This window comes from Mesorhizobium sp. M1142 (genome assembly GCF_040318565.1).
In the GTDB taxonomy this organism is placed as follows: domain Bacteria; phylum Pseudomonadota; class Alphaproteobacteria; order Rhizobiales; family Rhizobiaceae; genus Mesorhizobium.
In genome coordinates this window covers 213,246-230,179 of the sequence record NZ_JAMYMK010000007.1, presented here as the reverse complement: position 1 = coordinate 230,179, position 16,934 = coordinate 213,246, and the positions used below count along the sequence as shown (strand labels likewise).

Annotated in this window: 20 protein-coding genes; 6 read left to right on the top strand and 14 right to left on the bottom strand. The window is 61.4% G+C overall.

Features of this window, described 5'->3' with window-relative positions:
• Positions 1 to 99: 99 nt before the first annotated feature.
• Complete coding sequence (gene recA, locus NKH42_RS14515; protein WP_023674696.1) at positions 100 to 1,197, bottom strand: recombinase RecA; 1,098 nt, start codon at positions 1,195 to 1,197, stop codon at positions 100 to 102.
• Between the two features lie 277 nt (positions 1,198 to 1,474).
• Between recA and NKH42_RS14510 the strand changes: the two genes are divergently transcribed.
• Entirely contained in the window at positions 1,475 to 2,407 is a 933-nt protein-coding gene (locus NKH42_RS14510) for a PfkB family carbohydrate kinase (protein WP_352506439.1), read from the top strand.
• Positions 2,408 to 2,441: 34 nt separating this feature from the next.
• Here NKH42_RS14510 and NKH42_RS14505 read toward each other — a convergent pair whose 3' ends face one another.
• Positions 2,442 to 2,765 carry a TfoX/Sxy family protein gene (locus NKH42_RS14505; RefSeq protein WP_352506440.1) on the bottom strand — a complete coding sequence of 108 codons (324 nt, stop codon included), beginning with the start codon at positions 2,763 to 2,765 and terminating at the stop codon, positions 2,442 to 2,444.
• 91 nt (positions 2,766 to 2,856) lie between these two features.
• On the opposite strand from NKH42_RS14505, the gene NKH42_RS14500 reads away from it, so the two are divergent.
• On the top strand, positions 2,857 to 3,354 hold the full coding sequence (locus NKH42_RS14500) for a GFA family protein (RefSeq protein WP_352506441.1): 498 nt from the start codon (positions 2,857 to 2,859) through the stop codon (positions 3,352 to 3,354).
• Between the two features lie 35 nt (positions 3,355 to 3,389).
• On the opposite strand, the gene sufA is transcribed toward NKH42_RS14500, so the two are convergent.
• Positions 3,390 to 3,770 carry a Fe-S cluster assembly scaffold SufA gene (sufA, locus tag NKH42_RS14495; protein WP_006206001.1) on the bottom strand — a complete coding sequence of 127 codons (381 nt, stop codon included), beginning with the start codon at positions 3,768 to 3,770 and terminating at the stop codon, positions 3,390 to 3,392.
• 132 nt (positions 3,771 to 3,902) lie between these two features.
• Here sufA and NKH42_RS14490 point away from each other — a divergent pair, with 132 nt between their 5' ends.
• The gene (locus NKH42_RS14490; protein WP_352506442.1) at positions 3,903 to 4,514 is read left to right on the top strand and encodes an STM3941 family protein; all 612 of its coding nucleotides are present in this window, start codon (positions 3,903 to 3,905) and stop codon (positions 4,512 to 4,514) included.
• On the opposite strand, the gene NKH42_RS14485 is transcribed toward NKH42_RS14490, so the two are convergent.
• From NKH42_RS14485 to NKH42_RS14455, 7 genes are all read right to left on the bottom strand, one after another.
• Positions 4,438 to 4,833 (bottom strand): SUF system Fe-S cluster assembly protein, encoded by a 396-nt coding sequence (locus tag NKH42_RS14485; RefSeq protein ID WP_352458424.1) that lies wholly within the window; start codon positions 4,831 to 4,833, stop codon positions 4,438 to 4,440. The genes NKH42_RS14490 and NKH42_RS14485 overlap by 77 nt on opposite strands.
• 5 nt (positions 4,834 to 4,838) lie before the next feature.
• Positions 4,839 to 6,080 carry a cysteine desulfurase gene (locus tag NKH42_RS14480; RefSeq protein ID WP_352506443.1) on the bottom strand — a complete coding sequence of 414 codons (1,242 nt, stop codon included), beginning with the start codon at positions 6,078 to 6,080 and terminating at the stop codon, positions 4,839 to 4,841.
• Positions 6,081 to 6,259: 179 nt separating this feature from the next.
• Entirely contained in the window at positions 6,260 to 7,528 is a 1,269-nt protein-coding gene (sufD, locus tag NKH42_RS14475; RefSeq protein WP_352506444.1) for a Fe-S cluster assembly protein SufD, read from the bottom strand.
• Positions 7,529 to 7,571: 43 nt separating this feature from the next.
• Positions 7,572 to 8,327, bottom strand: a complete 756-nt coding sequence (gene sufC, locus NKH42_RS14470) for a Fe-S cluster assembly ATPase SufC (RefSeq protein ID WP_352506445.1) — start codon at positions 8,325 to 8,327, stop codon at positions 7,572 to 7,574.
• Entirely contained in the window at positions 8,327 to 8,593 is a 267-nt protein-coding gene (locus tag NKH42_RS14465) for a hypothetical protein (RefSeq protein WP_352506446.1), read from the bottom strand. Before NKH42_RS14465 ends, sufC begins: the two co-directional genes overlap by 1 nt.
• Before the next feature lie 19 nt (positions 8,594 to 8,612).
• The gene (sufB, locus tag NKH42_RS14460; protein WP_352506447.1) at positions 8,613 to 10,130 is read right to left on the bottom strand and encodes a Fe-S cluster assembly protein SufB; all 1,518 of its coding nucleotides are present in this window, start codon (positions 10,128 to 10,130) and stop codon (positions 8,613 to 8,615) included.
• Positions 10,131 to 10,317: 187 nt separating this feature from the next.
• Positions 10,318 to 11,496 carry a cysteine desulfurase family protein gene (locus NKH42_RS14455; protein ID WP_352506448.1) on the bottom strand — a complete coding sequence of 393 codons (1,179 nt, stop codon included), beginning with the start codon at positions 11,494 to 11,496 and terminating at the stop codon, positions 10,318 to 10,320.
• Between the two features lie 254 nt (positions 11,497 to 11,750).
• On the opposite strand from NKH42_RS14455, the gene NKH42_RS14450 reads away from it, so the two are divergent.
• A complete protein-coding gene (locus NKH42_RS14450; protein ID WP_023674683.1) occupies positions 11,751 to 12,425 on the top strand; it encodes an alpha/beta hydrolase in 675 nt (224 codons plus the stop codon).
• A gap of 6 nt (positions 12,426 to 12,431) precedes the next feature.
• A complete protein-coding gene (locus NKH42_RS14445; protein WP_352506449.1) occupies positions 12,432 to 13,100 on the top strand; it encodes an FMN-binding negative transcriptional regulator in 669 nt (222 codons plus the stop codon).
• Between the two features lie 40 nt (positions 13,101 to 13,140).
• On the opposite strand, the gene NKH42_RS14440 is transcribed toward NKH42_RS14445, so the two are convergent.
• The 3 genes from NKH42_RS14440 to NKH42_RS14430 form a co-directional block, all read right to left on the bottom strand.
• Entirely contained in the window at positions 13,141 to 13,473 is a 333-nt protein-coding gene (locus tag NKH42_RS14440; RefSeq protein ID WP_023674681.1) for a lipid-A-disaccharide synthase N-terminal domain-containing protein, read from the bottom strand.
• On the bottom strand, positions 13,466 to 14,194 hold the full coding sequence (locus NKH42_RS14435; protein WP_352477338.1) for a glycosyltransferase family 2 protein: 729 nt from the start codon (positions 14,192 to 14,194) through the stop codon (positions 13,466 to 13,468). Before NKH42_RS14435 ends, NKH42_RS14440 begins: the two co-directional genes overlap by 8 nt.
• A gap of 116 nt (positions 14,195 to 14,310) precedes the next feature.
• Positions 14,311 to 14,496, bottom strand: a complete 186-nt coding sequence (locus NKH42_RS14430; protein ID WP_352506450.1) for a hypothetical protein — start codon at positions 14,494 to 14,496, stop codon at positions 14,311 to 14,313.
• Here NKH42_RS14430 and tyrS point away from each other — a divergent pair.
• A complete protein-coding gene (tyrS, locus tag NKH42_RS14425; protein ID WP_352506451.1) occupies positions 14,483 to 15,736 on the top strand; it encodes a tyrosine--tRNA ligase in 1,254 nt (417 codons plus the stop codon). The genes NKH42_RS14430 and tyrS overlap by 14 nt on opposite strands.
• Before the next feature lie 477 nt (positions 15,737 to 16,213).
• On the opposite strand, the gene NKH42_RS14420 is transcribed toward tyrS, so the two are convergent.
• Positions 16,214 to 16,876 carry an FMN-dependent NADH-azoreductase gene (locus tag NKH42_RS14420; protein WP_352689357.1) on the bottom strand — a complete coding sequence of 221 codons (663 nt, stop codon included), beginning with the start codon at positions 16,874 to 16,876 and terminating at the stop codon, positions 16,214 to 16,216.
• Positions 16,877 to 16,934: the final 58 nt, after the last annotated feature.

The following is a 16,934-nucleotide window of genomic DNA, read 5'->3' as shown; positions in this document are numbered from 1 at the left end:
CGGCACGGGGCCGGCGGTTCGAAACGCATCGATTACGCAAACTCAAAATCAAAACATCAAATCGAAACCCGGCTGAGGCTCCGCGAGGCGTCGCCTGCCCTACATCACCCCAGCGTCGTCCTCGAAACCGTCGTCGCTGCTTTCGGAGCCGCCGTTTTCAAGGAATTTCTCGGCGATCAGCCCGGCATTCTGTCGCAGCGCCAGCTCGATCTCGCGCGCCGTGTCGGGATTATCGCGCAGGAACAGTTTTGCGTTTTCGCGGCCCTGGCCAAGACGCTGCGAATTGTAGGAGAACCAGGCGCCCGACTTTTCGACCACGCCGGCCTTGACGCCGAGATCGACCAGCTCGCCGGTCTTGGAGACGCCCTCGCCATACATGATGTCGAACTCGACCACCTTGAAGGGCGGCGCCAGCTTGTTCTTGACCACCTTGACGCGGGTCTGGTTGCCGACGACCTCGTCGCGATCCTTGACCGAGCCGATGCGGCGGATGTCGAGGCGGACCGAAGCATAGAATTTCAGCGCATTGCCGCCGGTCGTCGTCTCGGGCGACCCGAACATGACGCCGATCTTCATGCGGATCTGGTTGATGAAGATGACCATGGTGTTGGAGCGCGAGATCGAGGCGGTGAGCTTGCGCAGTGCCTGGCTCATCAGGCGCGCCTGCAGGCCGGGCAGCGAATCGCCCATCTCGCCTTCGATTTCCGCCCGCGGCGTCAGCGCCGCCACCGAATCGACCACCAGCACGTCGATGGCGCCGGAGCGCACCAGCGTGTCGCAGATCTCCAGCGCCTGCTCGCCGGTATCGGGCTGCGAGATCAATAGGTTTTCGAGATCGACGCCGAGCTTGCGGGCATAGACCGGGTCGAGCGCGTGCTCGGCATCGACGAAGGCGCAGATGCCGCCCTTCTTCTGGGCTTCGGCCACCGTGTGCAGCGCCAGCGTCGTCTTGCCCGAGCTTTCCGGCCCGTAGATCTCGACGATGCGGCCGCGCGGCAGGCCACCGACGCCAAGCGCGATGTCCAGCCCAAGCGAGCCGGTCGGCACTGTTTCGATCTCGACGACCTGCTCGTTTGCGCCGAGCCGCATGATCGAGCCTTTGCCGAAGGCACGCTCGATTTGCGACAGCGCCGCATCCAGAGCCTTTGATTTGTCCACCGCTTTGTCCTCTACAAGCCGCAAAGAATTCTGAGCCATGATACATCACCCCGTGGTCGTCAATGGAGGCCGGACAATCCCGCAATCCTTAAAAGAATGTACCTCGTTTGTTCTCATTTGTCAATGAGCGGCAAGGATTTGAAAAATAACGGATATCCATATTTGTTCTATTTTTGTTTCGTAAATTTGCTTCCCAATGCCTCCCGCCTCGCATGCGGCGCCGCTGCCGTCACCAACCGAATCGCACCCGCGATTGCAGGGTTCCGCCCAGCGACCTAGTCTCCTCCCGCGCAACAGCAAAGGGCATTTTGCCGGCATGATGAACTCCCCGACGATCCTGGCCGTGGGCGGCGCCTATATCGAGCGGCGCGGCCGGGTTGCCGGCGCCTTCGTGCCAGCCGCCTTGAACCCCGGCACGATGCGCGAGCATGTTGGCGGCGCCGTCTTCAACGCCTTGCGCTGGGCGGTGCGACGCGGCGCCTCGGCCTCGCTGCTTTCGGTGCGCGGCGGCGATGCCCTTGGCGACACGGTCTTGCGCGCCGTCACCGAGGCCGGCATTGCCGACCTGTCGGCGGTGTTCCTCGACCGGGCAACGCCAAGCCATACGATGCTGATCGATAGCGATGGCGGACTGATCGCCGGCCTTGCCGACATGGTGCTCTACGAGCTGGCGCTTCCCAAGCAAATTCGCCGCGCCAAGGTGCGCGAAGCTATCGGTTCGGCCGATGCGATCCTGTGCGACGCCAACCTGCCGTCGACCGCGCTGGAGCGGATGGCGGCACTCGCCGCCGGCAAGGCGGTGTTTGCGCTTGCCGTCTCGCCCAACAGAGCGGCGCGGCTGACGCCGGTGCTCGGACTTCTAGCGCTGGCCTTCATGAACCGGCACGAGGCCGGCGTGATCGCCGGCGTTGACATCGATGCTGACGATCAAGGCGTCATCGACGGCCTGAGACGCGCCGGCCTGAAAAGCGGCGTGGTCACCGACGGCGACGGTCCGGTGCTCGGTTTCGACCAAACCGGCGCGTTCTCGATCTCGCCACGGCCGCTACAAAAACGGACCGACGTTGCCGGCGCCGGCGACGCATTGGCAGGCGCCACGATCGCTGCCCTGCTGCGCGGCCTGACGCTGCGCGCGGCACTGCGCGAAGGCATTGCCGCCGCGGCGCTCGCCGTCGAGCGCGCCGCCTTCACCAGCGCCAGCTTTGCCGAGGCGCTGGCGCTCGTGCCCGAGGCGCGGGAACTGGCGTGAAATGCGGCCCGGAATTGCCGAAGCATGACGCAGCCTATTTGCCGGCGCGCCGTCCTGCCTCGTAGGCACGCCGCGCCCAGATCGCCATCTCGTCTGGATCGTCGAAAGCGCTGTCGGGAACGCTCCAATAGGGCATAGACACGAGCTTGCCGTGGCGCGAGTCGGTGTAGGTCCATTGCCGGCACCCGGCCGCTTCGAAATCCGGCGCGCTTTCGGCGTCCGCCTTCAGCATCAGTTCGCCACGGACGACGATGGCGACGATGACGCCGTCGAAATAGATGCCCTTGCCGCCGAACATCCTGCGGATGCTGACCGGGCCGAGGCCTTCGAAAAGCTCTTCTATGCGCTCGTTGTCCATGCGGCGATCATGTCACCCGGATTTCCCCTTGTCATCGACGTAACCGGCACCATCCTGACAAGTTCAGAATCAAATTTCGTCGGAGTTTTTCATGCCGCTTCTGCTCAAAGGATCTTGCCGGTGCAATGCCGTGCGTTTCGAGGTGGAAAGCCACACGCCCGTGCCGTTCATGCTGTGCTATTGCTCGATCTGCCGCAAGCAGCAGGGCGGCGGCGGTTTCGCCATCAATCTCGGCGCCGATTACGAGACGCTGAAAATCCATGGCAAGCGCCATCTCGGTGTCTATCGCGCCGAGATCGAGGACGACGAGCACCCGCACCGCGAAACCTCGACGGGCGAGCGGAACTTCTGCACGAAATGCGGGACGGCGCTCTGGCTCTACGACCCAACCTGGCCGGAGCTGGTGCATCCCTTCGCCTCGGCGATCGACACAGACCTGCCAAAGCCGCCGGAGAAGGTGCATCTTATGCTGAAATACAAGGCGAACTGGGTCGAGCCGGAGATCGGCAAAAGGGACAAGGTCTTCGACGTCTACCCGGAAGAATCAATTGCCGACTGGCACAAACGAACAGGAATGTGGGTGGATTAGGTCCCTTCTCCCCGTGAACGGAGGAGAAGGAAAGATCAGGCGGAAGCGCGCGCTTCAGCCAAGGCCTTCAAATCGGCCGGCTTCAGTTCGACCGATTCGCCGCAGCCGCAGGCCGAGCTCTGGTTCGGGTTGCGGAAGGTGAAGCCGGTGCGCAGCGTCGTCTGCTCGAAATCCATCTCGGTGCCGAACAGGAAAAGCGCTGCCTCCGGCGCGACATAGACGTGGGCGCCGTCGCGCTCGATGTGGTCGTCCTTGGTGTTGGGTTCGGTCACCAGATCGACGGTATATTCCATGCCGGCGCAGCCACCCTTCTTGATGCCCAGGCGGATGCCATGCGCGTTCTCGCGGGTCGCGACGATCTCGCGGACCCGGTCGGCGGCCTTTTCGGTCATGGTGATGACGGCGAAGCGTCCCATATCGTTCTCCACTTTCACGCGGGTTCAAGGCCTGCGGATCATTCTTACCTAAGATGGTGAAGTTTTCTGCTTACTGCAACCAATTTGGATGTAATTTCAGTTGGCGACAATCGAAGTATGGCGAGAGGCTAAATGCTTGACACCAATCAAACAGTTGAATTTCGGTCATCTCCTGCTCGGCTCGGCCTGCTGGCTGTTATATCGGTAGCGATGACAACTTTAGGCATTGCGCTTGGATGGCGCCTAGTGCCGAATATCGCTCCAGGTAGCTTCAAGCAATTTCTCGGTTGGATAACGGCTATATTGTTCACCGGCACTTTTGTGATCGCTGTGGTGCGTCTTTTCGATTTGAAACGGCCGACGCTAGTTTTGTCGCCTAAGGGCTTTTGGGACGTCCGCCTGTCAGCAGAGTTCATTCCATGGAGTGTCGTGAAGCACATTTCTGAGCGGAGTTACCGGCGACAAAAGTTCCTTTTGGTAGAAGTCCTAGAGAGCGTCTGGCAGAGCCCATCTTTGACCAAAATGGCGCGCTGGAGTCGGGGACCCAATAGAGCGATGGGTTTAGACGCGATGTGTATTGGCACGGGAGACCACGACGTCAAGTTTGACGAGCTGTTCTCAGCGATCACGGCTTATGCCAAAGCATACGGTGCAAGGTCGACTGATCTCAATACCAGCCCACCGCCACCTGTGCCTCTTCCGACATGCGGTCGGGCGACCAGGGCGGGTCGAAGGTCATGTTGACCTCGACACCGGAAACGCCTTCGACGGCGCCGACGGCATTTTCCACCCAACCCGGCATTTCGCCGGCCACCGGGCAGCCGGGTGCGGTCAGCGTCATGTCGATCTTGACCGAGCGGTCGTCCTCGATGTCGATCTTGTAGACAAGGCCAAGTTCGTAGATGTCGGCCGGGATTTCGGGGTCATAGACCGTCTTCAGCGCCGAGACGATGTCGTCGGTCAGCCGCGCCAGTTCGTCGGCAGGAATCGTTGACCCGGAAACCGCCGCATTGGTGGTCATATCCAGTGCCGTGCTTTCGGCGGTGTGGCTGGCATCATCCATGATCGTCACCCGAAGAACTTTCGCGCCTTTTCCAGCGCATCGGCCAAAGCGTCGACTTCGGCCCTGGTATTATACATGCCGAACGATGCCCTGCATGTGGATGTTACGCCGAAGCGTTTCAACAGCGGTTGGGCGCAATGCGTGCCGGCGCGGACCGCCACGCCCTGCCGGTCGATAACCATCGACACGTCATGGGCGTGAATGCCCTGCAGCTCGAACGAGATGATGGCGCCCTTGCCGGGCGCATCGCCGAAGATGCGCAGCGAGTTGATGGCGCGCAGCCGCTGATGCGCATAGTCCTTCAAATCGGCCTCGTGCGCTGCGATGCGCTCACGGCCGATCTTTTCCATGTATTCCAGCGCAGCACCAAGCCCGATCGCCTGCACGATCGGCGGCGTGCCGGCCTCGAAACGGTGCGGCGGGTCGTTGTAGGTGACGATGTCTTGCGTCACCTCCTCGATCATCTCGCCGCCGCCCATGAACGGGCGCATGCGCTCCAGAATATCCTTCTTGCCGTAGAGCACGCCGATGCCCGACGGGCCATAAACCTTGTGGCCGGTGAAGACGAAAAAGTCGCAGTCGAGGTCCTGCACGTCGATCGGCATGTGCACGGCGCTTTGGCTGCCGTCGACCAGCACCGGAATGCCGCGGGCATGGGCGATGCGCACGATCTCCTTGATCGGCGTCACCGTGCCCAGCGCGTTCGACATATGTGTGATAGCAACCAGTTTTGTGCGGTCGGTCAGCCGCTTCTCGAATTCCTCGATGTGGAAGACGCCGAGATCGTCGACCGGCACCCAGACCAGTTTCGCGCCCTGCCGTTCGCGGATGAAATGCCACGGCACGATGTTGGAATGGTGCTCCATGATCGAGAGCACGATCTCGTCGCCTTCGCCGATATTGGGCATGCCGAAACCATAGGCAACCGTGTTGATCGCCGCCGTGGTGTTCGAGGTGAAGACGATGTTGTCGGTGCTCGGTGCGTTGAGGAAACGGCGCACCGTCTCGCGCGCCTTCTCATAGGCGTCGGTCGCAGCATTGGACAGGAAATGCAGGCCGCGGTGGACGTTGGCATATTCCTGGGAATAGGCGTGCTGGATAGCGTCGAGCACGGCCTGCGGCTTCTGCGCCGAGGCGCCATTGTCGAGATAGACCAGAGGTTTGCCGTAAACTTGCCGCGACAGGATCGGGAAGTCGCGGCGGATCGCCTCGACGTCGTAGGGGATGTTTTCGACTTTCTGGTCCATCACAAGCTCTCTCGAGGCATCGCCTCATTCCGTCCAGCACCCCTCATCCGACCGAGCTTCGCTCGGCCACCTTCTCCCACAAGGGGAGAAGGAAGAGCGCCTCTCCTTCTCCCCTTGTGGGAGAAGGTGGCGCCGAAGGCGACGGATGAGGGGTGTTGGCACCAACCCCTCAGTCACCTCTACCCGTGCGTCAAAAACCAATCGTCGAGCCGACGTTCCAGCGCCTCGACGATGGCCTCGTCGTCCAGTTCCTCGATCACTTCGGCGACGAAGGCCTTGACCAGCAAGCCGCGCGCGGTCTTCTCGTCGACGCCGCGCGCCATCAGGTAAAACAGATGGCTGTGGTCGATCTCGGTGACGGTCGCGCCATGGCCGCAGACGACGTCGTCGGCGAAGATTTCGAGTTCCGGCTTGGTCGAGAACTCGCCGTCGTCCGACAGAAGCAGCGTGTTGCAGGCCATCTTGGCGTTGGTCTTCTGCGCATATTGGTGGACGTTGATGCGGCCCTGGAAGACGCCGCGCGCCTTGCCGGTCACCACATTGCGGATGACTTCGGTCGATGCGGTATGCGGCACGGCGTGGTCGAGCACCATGGTGACGTCGGTATGGGTGTCGCCGGCGAGCAGATTGATGCCGCGCAGCGTGAATTCGGCGCCCTCGCCGGTCGTCTTCACAACGACCTCTTGGCGCACCAGTCTGCCGCCGGCATTCATGACGAACAGCGTCAGCTTCGAATTCTTGCCGAGATGCGCCTTGAACTGGGCGAGATGCGTCGCCGTATCCGGCTGCTCCTGCACGACAAGCCATGTCACTTCGGCGCCCTCGCCAAGCACAAGCTGGCTGACCGAACTGACCAGCGCCGCCCCCTCGCCCGCCTGGCGTTCGACGATGACAGCGTTGGCGCCGGCACCGACACGGACGGCCAGGCGTACATGCGTCTGTCCACCGGCCTGCAGATTCTGCAGCTCAAGCGGCTTTTCCAGTTGGGCGCCGTCGGCGATGTCGACGAAATAGCCGTCGGCGACAAAGGCGGTGTTGAGCGCGCCGATGGCGTCGTCGCTGCCATAAGAATCAAGCCCAGATGCTGCGCTGCCGTCGGTCAGCTTCTCCGACAGGCGCTGCACGGCAACGCCTTCGATATCGGGCAGTTTCATATTCGAAACGCCGTTCAGCACCGGCAAAACGCTGGAGCCCTCGACGATCGGCGCAACGGCTTTCGCGACCGCTGCCGGATCGAAGTCCGGCACCGAGATCAGCAGCCGGCGCAGGTCCGTATAGTGCCAGGATTCGACGCGCCGCGTCGGCAGGCCGCTCTTGATCGCCTCGATGGCGTCGTCGCGCTTCAGCATCACCGCGCCGTCGCCGGGCAGCAGCGACAGCCGCTCGCCAAAGGCGTCGATCAGCGCCGTTTCGGCCGGTGTCCGCTGGGGTGTCGTGTGCATATTCATCAGTATCGCCTTGTTTGGCTTGCCTTCCGGGCCTGCTGGCATCTCACGCGGCTTGCCCGATCACGCCGGCATAGCCATTGGCCTCGAGATCGAGCGCAAGCGACTTGTCGCCCGACTTGATCACCTGGCCCCTGTAGAGCACGTGCACCGTATCGGGCACGATGTATTGGAGCAGGCGCTGGTAGTGGGTGATGACGACGATGGCGCGGTCCGGCGAGCGCAGCGTGTTGACGCCGTCCGCGACGATCTTCAGCGCGTCGATATCGAGGCCGGAATCGGTCTCGTCGAGGACGCAAAGCTTCGGCTCGAGAAGCTTCATCTGCAAGATCTCGGCGCGCTTCTTCTCGCCGCCGGAAAAGCCGACATTGAGCGGCCGCTTCAGCATCGCCATGTCCATGTTGAGCGAGGCCGCCGCGTCCTTCACGCGCTTGAGGAATTCCGGGATTTTTAGCGGCTCCTGGCCGCGCGCCTTGCGCTGCTCGTTCATCGCCACTTTCAGGAATTCCATCGTCGCCACGCCCGGTATCTCCATCGGATACTGGAAGGCGAGAAAGATGCCGGCGGTAGCGCGCTCGGCCGGATCCATTTCAAGGATCGACTGGCCGTTGTAGAGGATGTCGCCCTCGGTGACCTCATAGTCCTCGCGGCCGGCGAGGATATAGGACAGCGTCGATTTCCCCGAGCCGTTCGGCCCCATGATGGCGGCGACCTCACCGGCCTTCACCGAAAGATTCAGGCCGCGGATGATCTCGGTGCCGTCATCGACGATACGGGCATGGAGGTTTCTGATTTCAAGCATTATTTTCCACTTTCTTGTTCGCGGTGCCCGGCCTGCGACGGAACTTTTCTAAAAGCTCGAAAAGCGCGTACAAACTTGCTGGTGACCAACATCCAGCCAAAAAACCCAGCCGCGCTTAAGCCTGCAATCGAACCACCAATAGTTTTTGTCGAACTCAAGCCAAACACTGCGCCTATCAACGCCATCACAGCACCACCAACAGCCAATGTCAGCAAGAGCATCAGAACGGCAAATATCAAGCCTTCCACCCGCTTGAACAAATCCATGATCGCCGTTCCAGTTAACTCACCCAACACTCCCCTCAAGACTAATCCCGATCAGCTTCTGCGCTTCGACCGCGAATTCCATCGGCAGTTGCTGGATGACGTCCTTGACGAAGCCGTTGACGATCAGCGCAATCGCCTCTTCTTCCGGGATGCCGCGCTGCATGACGTAGAACTTCTGGTCCTCTGAAATCTTCGAAGTGGTCGCCTCGTGCTCGAACTGCGCGGTCGAATTCTTGGCTTCCATGTAGGGCACGGTGTGTGCGCCGCACTGATCGCCGATCAGCAGGGAATCGCAATTGGTGAAGTTGCGGGCGTTGGTCGCCTTGCGGTGCGCCGAGACCTGGCCGCGATAGGTGTTCTGCGAGAAGCCGGCGGCAATGCCCTTGGAGATGATGCGGCTCGACGTGTTCTTGCCGAGATGGATCATCTTGGTGCCGCTGTCGACCTGCTGATAGCCGTTGGAGACGGCGATCGAATAGAACTCGCCACTAGAATCGTCGCCGCGCAGGATGCAGCTCGGATATTTCCAGGTGATGGCCGAACCGGTCTCGACCTGTGTCCACGAAATCTTCGAGCGATGGCCGCGGCAGTCGCCGCGCTTGGTGACGAAATTATAGATGCCGCCCTTGCCTTCGGCGTCGCCGGGATACCAGTTCTGCACCGTCGAATATTTGATTTCGGCGTCATCGAGCGCGATCAGCTCGACCACCGCGGCATGAAGCTGGTTCTCGTCGCGTTGCGGCGCCGTGCAGCCTTCGAGGTAAGAGACGTAAGCCCCCTCCTCAGCGATGATCAGCGTGCGCTCGAACTGGCCGGTATTCTTCTCGTTCATGCGGAAATAAGTCGACAGTTCCATCGGGCAGCGCACGCCCCTGGGCACGAAGACGAAGGAGCCGTCGGTGAACACGGCCGAATTCAGCGTCGCGTAGAAATTGTCGGAGGTCGGCACGACCGAGCCGAGATACTTCTTCACCAGCTCCGGATGCTCGCGGATGGCTTCCGAGATCGAGCAGAAGATGACGCCGGCCTGCGCCAGCTCCTTCTTGAAAGTGGTGACGACGGAGACGGAATCGAACACCGCATCGACGGCGACGCGGCCCGACTTGTAGACGTTGTCGCTGGCTTCCTCGAGCTCCGACGCATCGGTCTTCTGCACGCCGGCGAGGATTTCCTGTTCCCTGAGCGGAATGCCGAGCTTCTCGTAGACCTTCAGCAGTTCGGGATCGACCTCGCTGAGCGAAGTCGGGCCGGGCGTGCTCTTGGGCGCCGCGTAATAATAAATGTCCTGGAAATCGATTTTGGGATAGTGGACGCGCGCCCATTTCGGCTCGTCCAGCGTCAGCCAGCGGCGATAGGCTTCCAGGCGCCATTCCAGCATCCAGGACGGCTCGTCCTTCTTGGCCGAAATGAAGCGGATAATGTCTTCACTCAGGCCCTTGGGGGCCTTGTCCATCGCGATTTCGGTCTGGAATCCGTATTTATACTGGTCGACATCGATCTTTCGAACTCGATCGATCGTCTCCTGCACAGCAGGCATCAGCGTTCTCCATCCACGCCGGGGTCAAGGCCCGGCAGTTTTCAAACTATGGCACCGCGAACGAGCACCCTTGAGCACCCGCGGCGGCGTAAGTTTCATATAGTGCGTTCATGCCGGAAATTCACCCGGCCAAATTCGAACGCACGGCTCTACCAGGCCACAAGGCCCAAATATTCCTTCGCCGCGCTCAGGCGGCCTTTTCCCTGTTCACCTTTTCCCTACCGGCTTGCCGTGCAACGATCGTCGCCAGCGCCGCGCGAAACAGCTCGATATCCTTGGCGCTGGTCGCGTGGCCGATGGACACACGCAACGCGCCAACGCTATCGCCGTAACCCATGGCTTTCAGCACGTGACTCGGCCCGACTTTGCCCGACGAACAGGCCGATCCGGCCGACAGCGCCACACCGGCAAGGTCGAAGGCGATCTGCGCCGTCTCGGCCTTGATGCCGGGAATAGCGAAGAATGTGGTATTGGCAAGCCTTGCAGCGCCGGTCCCGAAGATTTCGGCGTCCGGAACAAGCGTTTTAACGATCGCCTCGATTTCGTCGCGACGCTGCCGCACCGCTTCGATCGTTTGCAAGCCGGCAGACGCTTCGCTAGCGGCCGCACCAAACCCGGCAATCGCCGCCAGGTTTTCGGTGCCGCCCCGATGGCCCTTTTCCTGGCCGCCGCCGCTGACCAGCGGTTTTGGCATCATCAGGTCCGACGCCGCGACAATGGCGCCGACGCCCTTGGGGCCGCCGATCTTGTGCGACGAGAGAATAAAATAGTCTGCGTAAGCCTCTGATATATCGAGCGGAATGCGGCCGGCTGCCTGCACGGCATCGACGACCAGGATGCCACCCGCCGCCTTGACGATTTCGGCGATGCGGCCGACCGGCTGGATTACGCCGGTTTCATTGTTGGCAGCGTGGATGGCCACCAGCGGTAAGCCTTCGGCCTTGTCATGCTGGGCGAGAGCCTCGGCCAAAACGTCGAGCCTGACGACGCCGTCGGCGTCGACGCCGATCCGTATCACCTGCGCCGCTGGGAAACGCCCGCCGTTCAGCAGGCAAGGATGATCGGCCTCGGACACATAGAGCCGGCTCATACGGACAGCACCGCGCCCCATCTGCCAGTCCGGCGTCAGCAGCGTCGAGGCCGCTTCCGTCGCGCCGGAGGTGAATACGACATGCTCGGCCCTGGCGTTGGCCAGTCGCGCCACATTGCGCCTGGCATCCTCGATCAGCCGCCGCGCAGCGCGGCCCTCGGCATGGACGGAGGACGGGTTGGCGGCGACGTCGAGCGCGGCGACCACCGCCGCGCGCGCGGCGGCAAGCAGCGGCGCGCTGGCATTGTAGTCGAGATAGGCGCGTGCTCCGGCCATTTCCGTCCAACTGGTCCCTTCAAAAGCCGTTCCGCGAAGATAGCGCGTTATTTCCTTGAAATTGCAAGGCAAGACGTCCTATTTACGCGGCTTGCGGCGCGGGTGGCCGAGCCACAGTTTTGGCCGCCCAGTTTTGAACAATTCTAAACTAGCTTCTAGAAAGACGCTCGCCCTGCGTCAAGGCCTAGGGAAAACTGGGGCCAGAGGAAAAGTTGTTCCGGGCGCCGCGCAATTTATGCCAAGTGGAGTATTTCATGCCTGAGGTCATTTTCACCGGTCCGGCCGGCCGTCTGGAGGGTCGCTATCAGCCCTCGAAGGAAAAGAGCGCGCCGATTGCCATCGTCCTGCACCCGCACCCCCAGTTCGGCGGCACGATGAACAACAAGATCGTCTACGACCTCTTCTACATGTTCCAGAAGCGCAATTTCACCACGCTGCGCTTCAATTTCCGCGGCATCGGCCGCAGCCAGGGAGAGTTCGACCACGGCACCGGCGAGTTGTCCGACGCCGCGGCGGCGCTCGACTGGGTGCAGTCGCTGCACCCCGATTCGAAGAGTTGCTGGGTTGCCGGCTATTCGTTCGGCTCGTGGATCGGCATGCAGCTTCTCATGCGCCGGCCGGAGATCGAGGGCTTTATCTCGGTCGCGCCCCAGCCCAATACCTATGATTTCTCGTTCCTGGCGCCATGCCCGTCGTCCGGCCTGATCATCCACGGCGACGCCGACAAGGTCGCGCCGCCCAAGGACGTGCAGGGCCTGGTCGACAAGCTGCACACGCAAAAAGGCATTACCATCACTCAGAAGACCTTGCCCGGCGCCAACCATTTCTTTGCCAACCATGCGGAGCTTCTGATCGAGGAATGCGCGGACTACCTCGACCGCCGGCTGGCCGGGGAACTGTCCGACCCACGGCCGAAGCGGCTGAGATAATCGGCGATGTACCAACCGCCTCACTTCCAGGAAACACGGCCGGACGTCCTGCACGGGCTGATCCGGGCGCATCCGCTTGGCCTGCTGGTGTCGAACGGCACCGAGGGGCCGATCGCCAACGCAATTCCCTTTCTTCTAGACGCGCCCTCCCTGCTCAACGCGGATGTGCCGCCGAACGGCAGGCTGCGCGCCCATCTGGCCAAGGCCAATCCGCAATGGCGGCTTTTGGCCGACAGTCCCCTGGTGCCGGTGCTGGTCGTCTTCCAGGGCGCCGATGCCTATGTGACGCCGTCCTGGTACGAGACCAAGCGTGAAACCGGCAAGGTGGTGCCGACCTGGAACTACGCCATCGTCCAGGTGCGCGGCATCGTCACGGTGATCGAAGACCAGGATTGGCTGGCCGAGCAGATTTCCGATCTGACGATGTCGCAGGAGGGCAGCCGCCCGGCGCCGTGGGCGGTGACCGACGCGCCGGCACCCTTCATCCAGTCACAGATCAAGGGCATCGTCGGCCTGGAAATCGAAATCACCGAAATCAGCGGCAAGTGGAAAGTCAGCCAGAACCGCCCGGCCGGCGACCGCGTCGGTGTCGCCGAGGGGCTCGAGAGCGAGACCGCCAACTCGGCCGACATGGTCCAGTTGGTAAGGTCCTACGGCGGGCTGGACGGCAAGTAGTCTTGCTTGCTTGCTCGACCGGTTCAGGCCGGTGGCGGGCTCAATCGACCTTGGTCATCGCCGCCTTGCGCTCGTTGGCGATCAGCCAGAGATTGCGGATATAGATCAACAGGCCCATGGCCTGGCCGGCGATGAACACCGGATCCTGACGCTGGATGGCGTAGATCAGCAGCAGGCCGCCGCCGAACAGCGAAAAGAACCAGAAGGCAATCGGCACGACGCTGCGCTTGGCTTTTTCCGACGCCACCCACTGCACCAGAAAGCGCATGGTGAAGAAGAACTGGGCGACGAAGCCGAGCAGCACCCAGGCATCGAATTGCTTGACGAAAACATCGTGAAGCCAGGTCGCCAATTCCTGAAGCACGTTACCCATGCCTGATTTCCTCTACTTTGGGCATTCTGCGGCGCCTGCGGCGCAGCCACCAGACGCCGGCAAGATCGAGCACGCCCTGAAGGCCGCGATCGAAGATGCCGTAATTCGATTTGCCGTGACGGCGGGAGCGGTCGACGACATCGCAATGGACGACGCGGTAGCCCTCCTGGATGACCAGCGCTGGAACAAAGCGATGGGTGCCGTCGAAGAAGGGCAATTTCCGCAAAATGTCGGTGTGAATCGCCTTGAGGCCGCAGCCGGTATCCCGCGTCTCGTCGTGCAGGATGGCTTTTCTCAGCCCGTTGGCGAAACGCGACGCCAGTTGCTTGATCTTGCTGTCGCGGCGCTTCAGACGCTGTCCCTGCGCGGCCCCGACTTCGGGACCAGCCTGCCGCAGCGCGTCGATCAACACTGGGATATAACCGGGGTCGTTCTGACCGTCGCCGTCAATGGTGGCGACTATATCGCCCCGCGCCGCCCAGGCGCCTGAGCGCACCGAGAGCGACTGTCCGGCGGATTTTTCATGCCTGAGATGGCGCAGCGGAAACCGGCGAAGCGCTGCCTCTGCTGCAAGCACCGAAGGCGTATCGTCTGTCGAGCCATCGTCGACGACGATGACCTCGAAGTCCCGCCCGGCCATGGCAGTGCCGATCTCGTCGAGCAGAAGCGGCAGGTTCGCCGCCTCGTTCCGGCAAGGAATGACGATGGATATCTCCGGCATCTCGACTCTGTCACAGGATATGGCATTCGATCGATGCCGCGCGGTCCAGAGGAAGAGCCCCGCTGGCGCGGCGCCTCATTACGCCAGCCGAAACAATGACGCAAGCAGGCCGCACGCTATCCGCGCGGACACAAAACCGGATTCCACTTTTGCTGATCGCGCAAAACCATCCGAAGCGTGATCGGACGCAAAACCGGATTCCACTTTTGCTGATCGCGCTTGAGTGCTAAACGCCCGCCTTCATGCACAGCCGGGCCGCGTTCGGCCGGAAGCTTTTCGGGAAAGAAAATGTCCGCCTTCAAATCCGATTTCCTGCGCACCATGAGCGAGCGCGGTTTCATCCACCAGACCTCGGACGATGCCGGCCTCGACCAGCTTTTCGCCACGGAAACGGTGAGCGCCTATATCGGCTTCGACGCCACCGCGAGGAGCCTGCATGCCGGGTCGCTGATCCAGATCATGATGCTTTACTGGCTGCAGCAGACCGGCCACCGGCCGATCGCGCTGATGGGCGGCGGCACCTCGATGATTGGCGATCCGTCGTTCAAGGACGAGGCCCGCAAGCTTTTGACGCCGCAGGATATCGAGAACAATCTCGCCGGCATCCGCCGCAACTTCATGCCCTACCTCAAATTCGGCAGCGGCCCGAACGGCGCCGTCATGATCAACAATGCCGACTGGCTGATGGATATCAACTACGTCAATTTTCTGCGCGATGTCGGCCGGCATTTTTCGGTCAACCGCATGCTGGCCTTCGATTCGGTCAAGCTCCGGCTGGATCGCGAGCAGTCGCTGTCGTTCCTCGAATTCAACTACATGATCCTGCAGGCCTACGACTTCGTCGAGCTCTACAAACGCCTCGGTTGCCGGCTGCAGATGGGCGGCTCCGACCAGTGGGGCAACATCGTCAACGGTATCGATCTCGGCCATCGCATGGAAGGCGCGCAGCTTTATGCGCTGACGACGCCGCTGCTCACCACCTCGTCCGGCGCCAAGATGGGCAAGTCGGCCTCGGGCGCGGTCTGGCTCGATGCGGAGATGTTGAGCCCGTACGACTTCTGGCAATATTGGCGCAACACCGAGGATGCCGATGTCGGCCGTTTCCTCAAGCTCTATACGACCTTGCCGCTCGCCGAGGTCGCGCGCCTCGAACGGCTCGGCGGCTCGGAGATCAACGAAGCCAAGAAGATCCTCGCCACCGAAATCACCGCCATGCTGCATGGCCGCGGGGCGGCAGAGGAGGCCAGCGAAACGGCGCGCAAGACGTTCGAAGAAGGGGCGCTCGCCGAAACACTGCCAACAGTCGAGGTGGGCAGGGCCGATCTTGAAGCCGGCGTCGGCATATTGTCGCTGTTCGTCACCGCCGGGCTGGCTGCGTCCAACGGCGAGGCACGGCGGCATATCCAGGGCGGCGCCATGCGCCTTAACGATCAGCCCGTGTCAGACGATCGCAGGATGGTGACGCTGCAGGATCTGGGGCCGGAAAACGTCGCAAAGCTGTCGCTCGGCAAGAAGAAGCACGTTCTGGTGCGGCCGGTCTGACCAGGGCCCGCCCTTCCTGTTAGATCTTTTCCGAAACCGGTTTCATCTTGCGGCGCTGGACCTTAGGTTCGGAATCACGGCCGAGGTTAATCGGCTAGCTCCCGAGAATGGCCGAGATGCCATTCGTCTCATCGATCGGAAGGAGCAGGTAGCGCAAATTGCGGACGTTCTGCGGCGCTTCGATGAACGTCTTGTTCGGGGCCGGAAGCGGACCGCCTGCTCGTAGAAGCGAGATCTATACAAGCTGACATTAAGTTCCGCGCGAGCAGCCTCCTGATCTGATCCAAAACGGTCCTTGCCGAGACTGATCCATTGCCTGAAAGCGGACGTAGGTAGAATCGGTGCGCCTGCCCCGGCTTAGGCGACGTTGCGGACGTCCGTTCTCCAAAGTTGTTACGCCGGGTGGACGGGGATGCACGTGCAAGCTGGGGTCAGAACGGGTTATCAACGCGCTTGTCCGCAGCAAGCGCTTCATAATCATGCAATCGCCTCTGTTGTGCGTGACAGGAGGTCTTCCGCCAGCCGTGACGCGGCCTCTCGCGCATCCTGGCGAGCCGCATGATCAATATCGGGTCCAAAGAGGGTCTTCTGGATGATTAGACTGCGGACATCTTCGATACCGATGAAGCGCAACCACGCTTGTATATAAGGTTTTTGAAAATCGAAGCGCTGCGCCGGAGTGATAGATTGCGCTGCATAGTCGAGACCTCGCGCGTAGACTACCACTGCGATCTTATCCCGGAGCAGTCCTCCGAACCCGTGTTCAGGATCGAACGAGAAAAGGATGTCCTTCTGCGATACCAGGTCGATGAAGTGCTTGAGCTTGTAGGGAATGCTGAAATTCCACAGAGGCGTCGACAGCAGGACAATATCCGCCCAGTGCAGTTGTTGCGCCAACTCTTGCAATGTGGCCCATGCCTGCTGTTGAGAAGGGGTAAGCGGCGCGCCGCTGAGCCCCGCATATTTGGCCAACATCGCGTCCACACCGAATTCTGGGAGGTCGACATCCCATAGGTCGAGCGTTGAAATCTCCAAGTCGGGTCGTCGAGCACGATAGCTTTGAACAAAGGCGTCGGCGACCTCACGCGAGGCGGAACGCTCTTTGCGGGGCGAGGAAACGATATGCAGTAGCTTGGTCATGGATCACCCTTGCTCATTGTGACGAACCACATTGCGTCATATTTCAATTCGATATAGA

Coding starts and splice junctions, on each gene's coding strand:
- recA (WP_023674696.1), bottom strand. CDS start 1,197: ATGGCTCAGAATTCTTTGCGGCTTGTAGAGGACAAAGCGGTGGACAAA.
- NKH42_RS14510 (WP_352506439.1), top strand. CDS start 1,475: ATGATGAACTCCCCGACGATCCTGGCCGTGGGCGGCGCCTATATCGAG.
- NKH42_RS14505 (WP_352506440.1), bottom strand. CDS start 2,765: ATGGACAACGAGCGCATAGAAGAGCTTTTCGAAGGCCTCGGCCCGGTC.
- NKH42_RS14500 (WP_352506441.1), top strand. CDS start 2,857: ATGCCGCTTCTGCTCAAAGGATCTTGCCGGTGCAATGCCGTGCGTTTC.
- sufA (WP_006206001.1), bottom strand. CDS start 3,770: ATGGGACGCTTCGCCGTCATCACCATGACCGAAAAGGCCGCCGACCGG.
- NKH42_RS14490 (WP_352506442.1), top strand. CDS start 3,903: ATGCTTGACACCAATCAAACAGTTGAATTTCGGTCATCTCCTGCTCGG.
- NKH42_RS14485 (WP_352458424.1), bottom strand. CDS start 4,833: ATGGATGATGCCAGCCACACCGCCGAAAGCACGGCACTGGATATGACC.
- NKH42_RS14480 (WP_352506443.1), bottom strand. CDS start 6,080: ATGGACCAGAAAGTCGAAAACATCCCCTACGACGTCGAGGCGATCCGC.
- sufD (WP_352506444.1), bottom strand. CDS start 7,528: ATGAATATGCACACGACACCCCAGCGGACACCGGCCGAAACGGCGCTG.
- sufC (WP_352506445.1), bottom strand. CDS start 8,327: ATGCTTGAAATCAGAAACCTCCATGCCCGTATCGTCGATGACGGCACC.
- NKH42_RS14465 (WP_352506446.1), bottom strand. CDS start 8,593: ATGGATTTGTTCAAGCGGGTGGAAGGCTTGATATTTGCCGTTCTGATG.
- sufB (WP_352506447.1), bottom strand. CDS start 10,130: ATGCCTGCTGTGCAGGAGACGATCGATCGAGTTCGAAAGATCGATGTC.
- NKH42_RS14455 (WP_352506448.1), bottom strand. CDS start 11,496: ATGGCCGGAGCACGCGCCTATCTCGACTACAATGCCAGCGCGCCGCTG.
- NKH42_RS14450 (WP_023674683.1), top strand. CDS start 11,751: ATGCCTGAGGTCATTTTCACCGGTCCGGCCGGCCGTCTGGAGGGTCGC.
- NKH42_RS14445 (WP_352506449.1), top strand. CDS start 12,432: ATGTACCAACCGCCTCACTTCCAGGAAACACGGCCGGACGTCCTGCAC.
- NKH42_RS14440 (WP_023674681.1), bottom strand. CDS start 13,473: ATGGGTAACGTGCTTCAGGAATTGGCGACCTGGCTTCACGATGTTTTC.
- NKH42_RS14435 (WP_352477338.1), bottom strand. CDS start 14,194: ATGCCGGAGATATCCATCGTCATTCCTTGCCGGAACGAGGCGGCGAAC.
- tyrS (WP_352506451.1), top strand. CDS start 14,483: ATGTCCGCCTTCAAATCCGATTTCCTGCGCACCATGAGCGAGCGCGGT.
- NKH42_RS14420 (WP_352689357.1), bottom strand. CDS start 16,876: ATGACCAAGCTACTGCATATCGTTTCCTCGCCCCGCAAAGAGCGTTCC.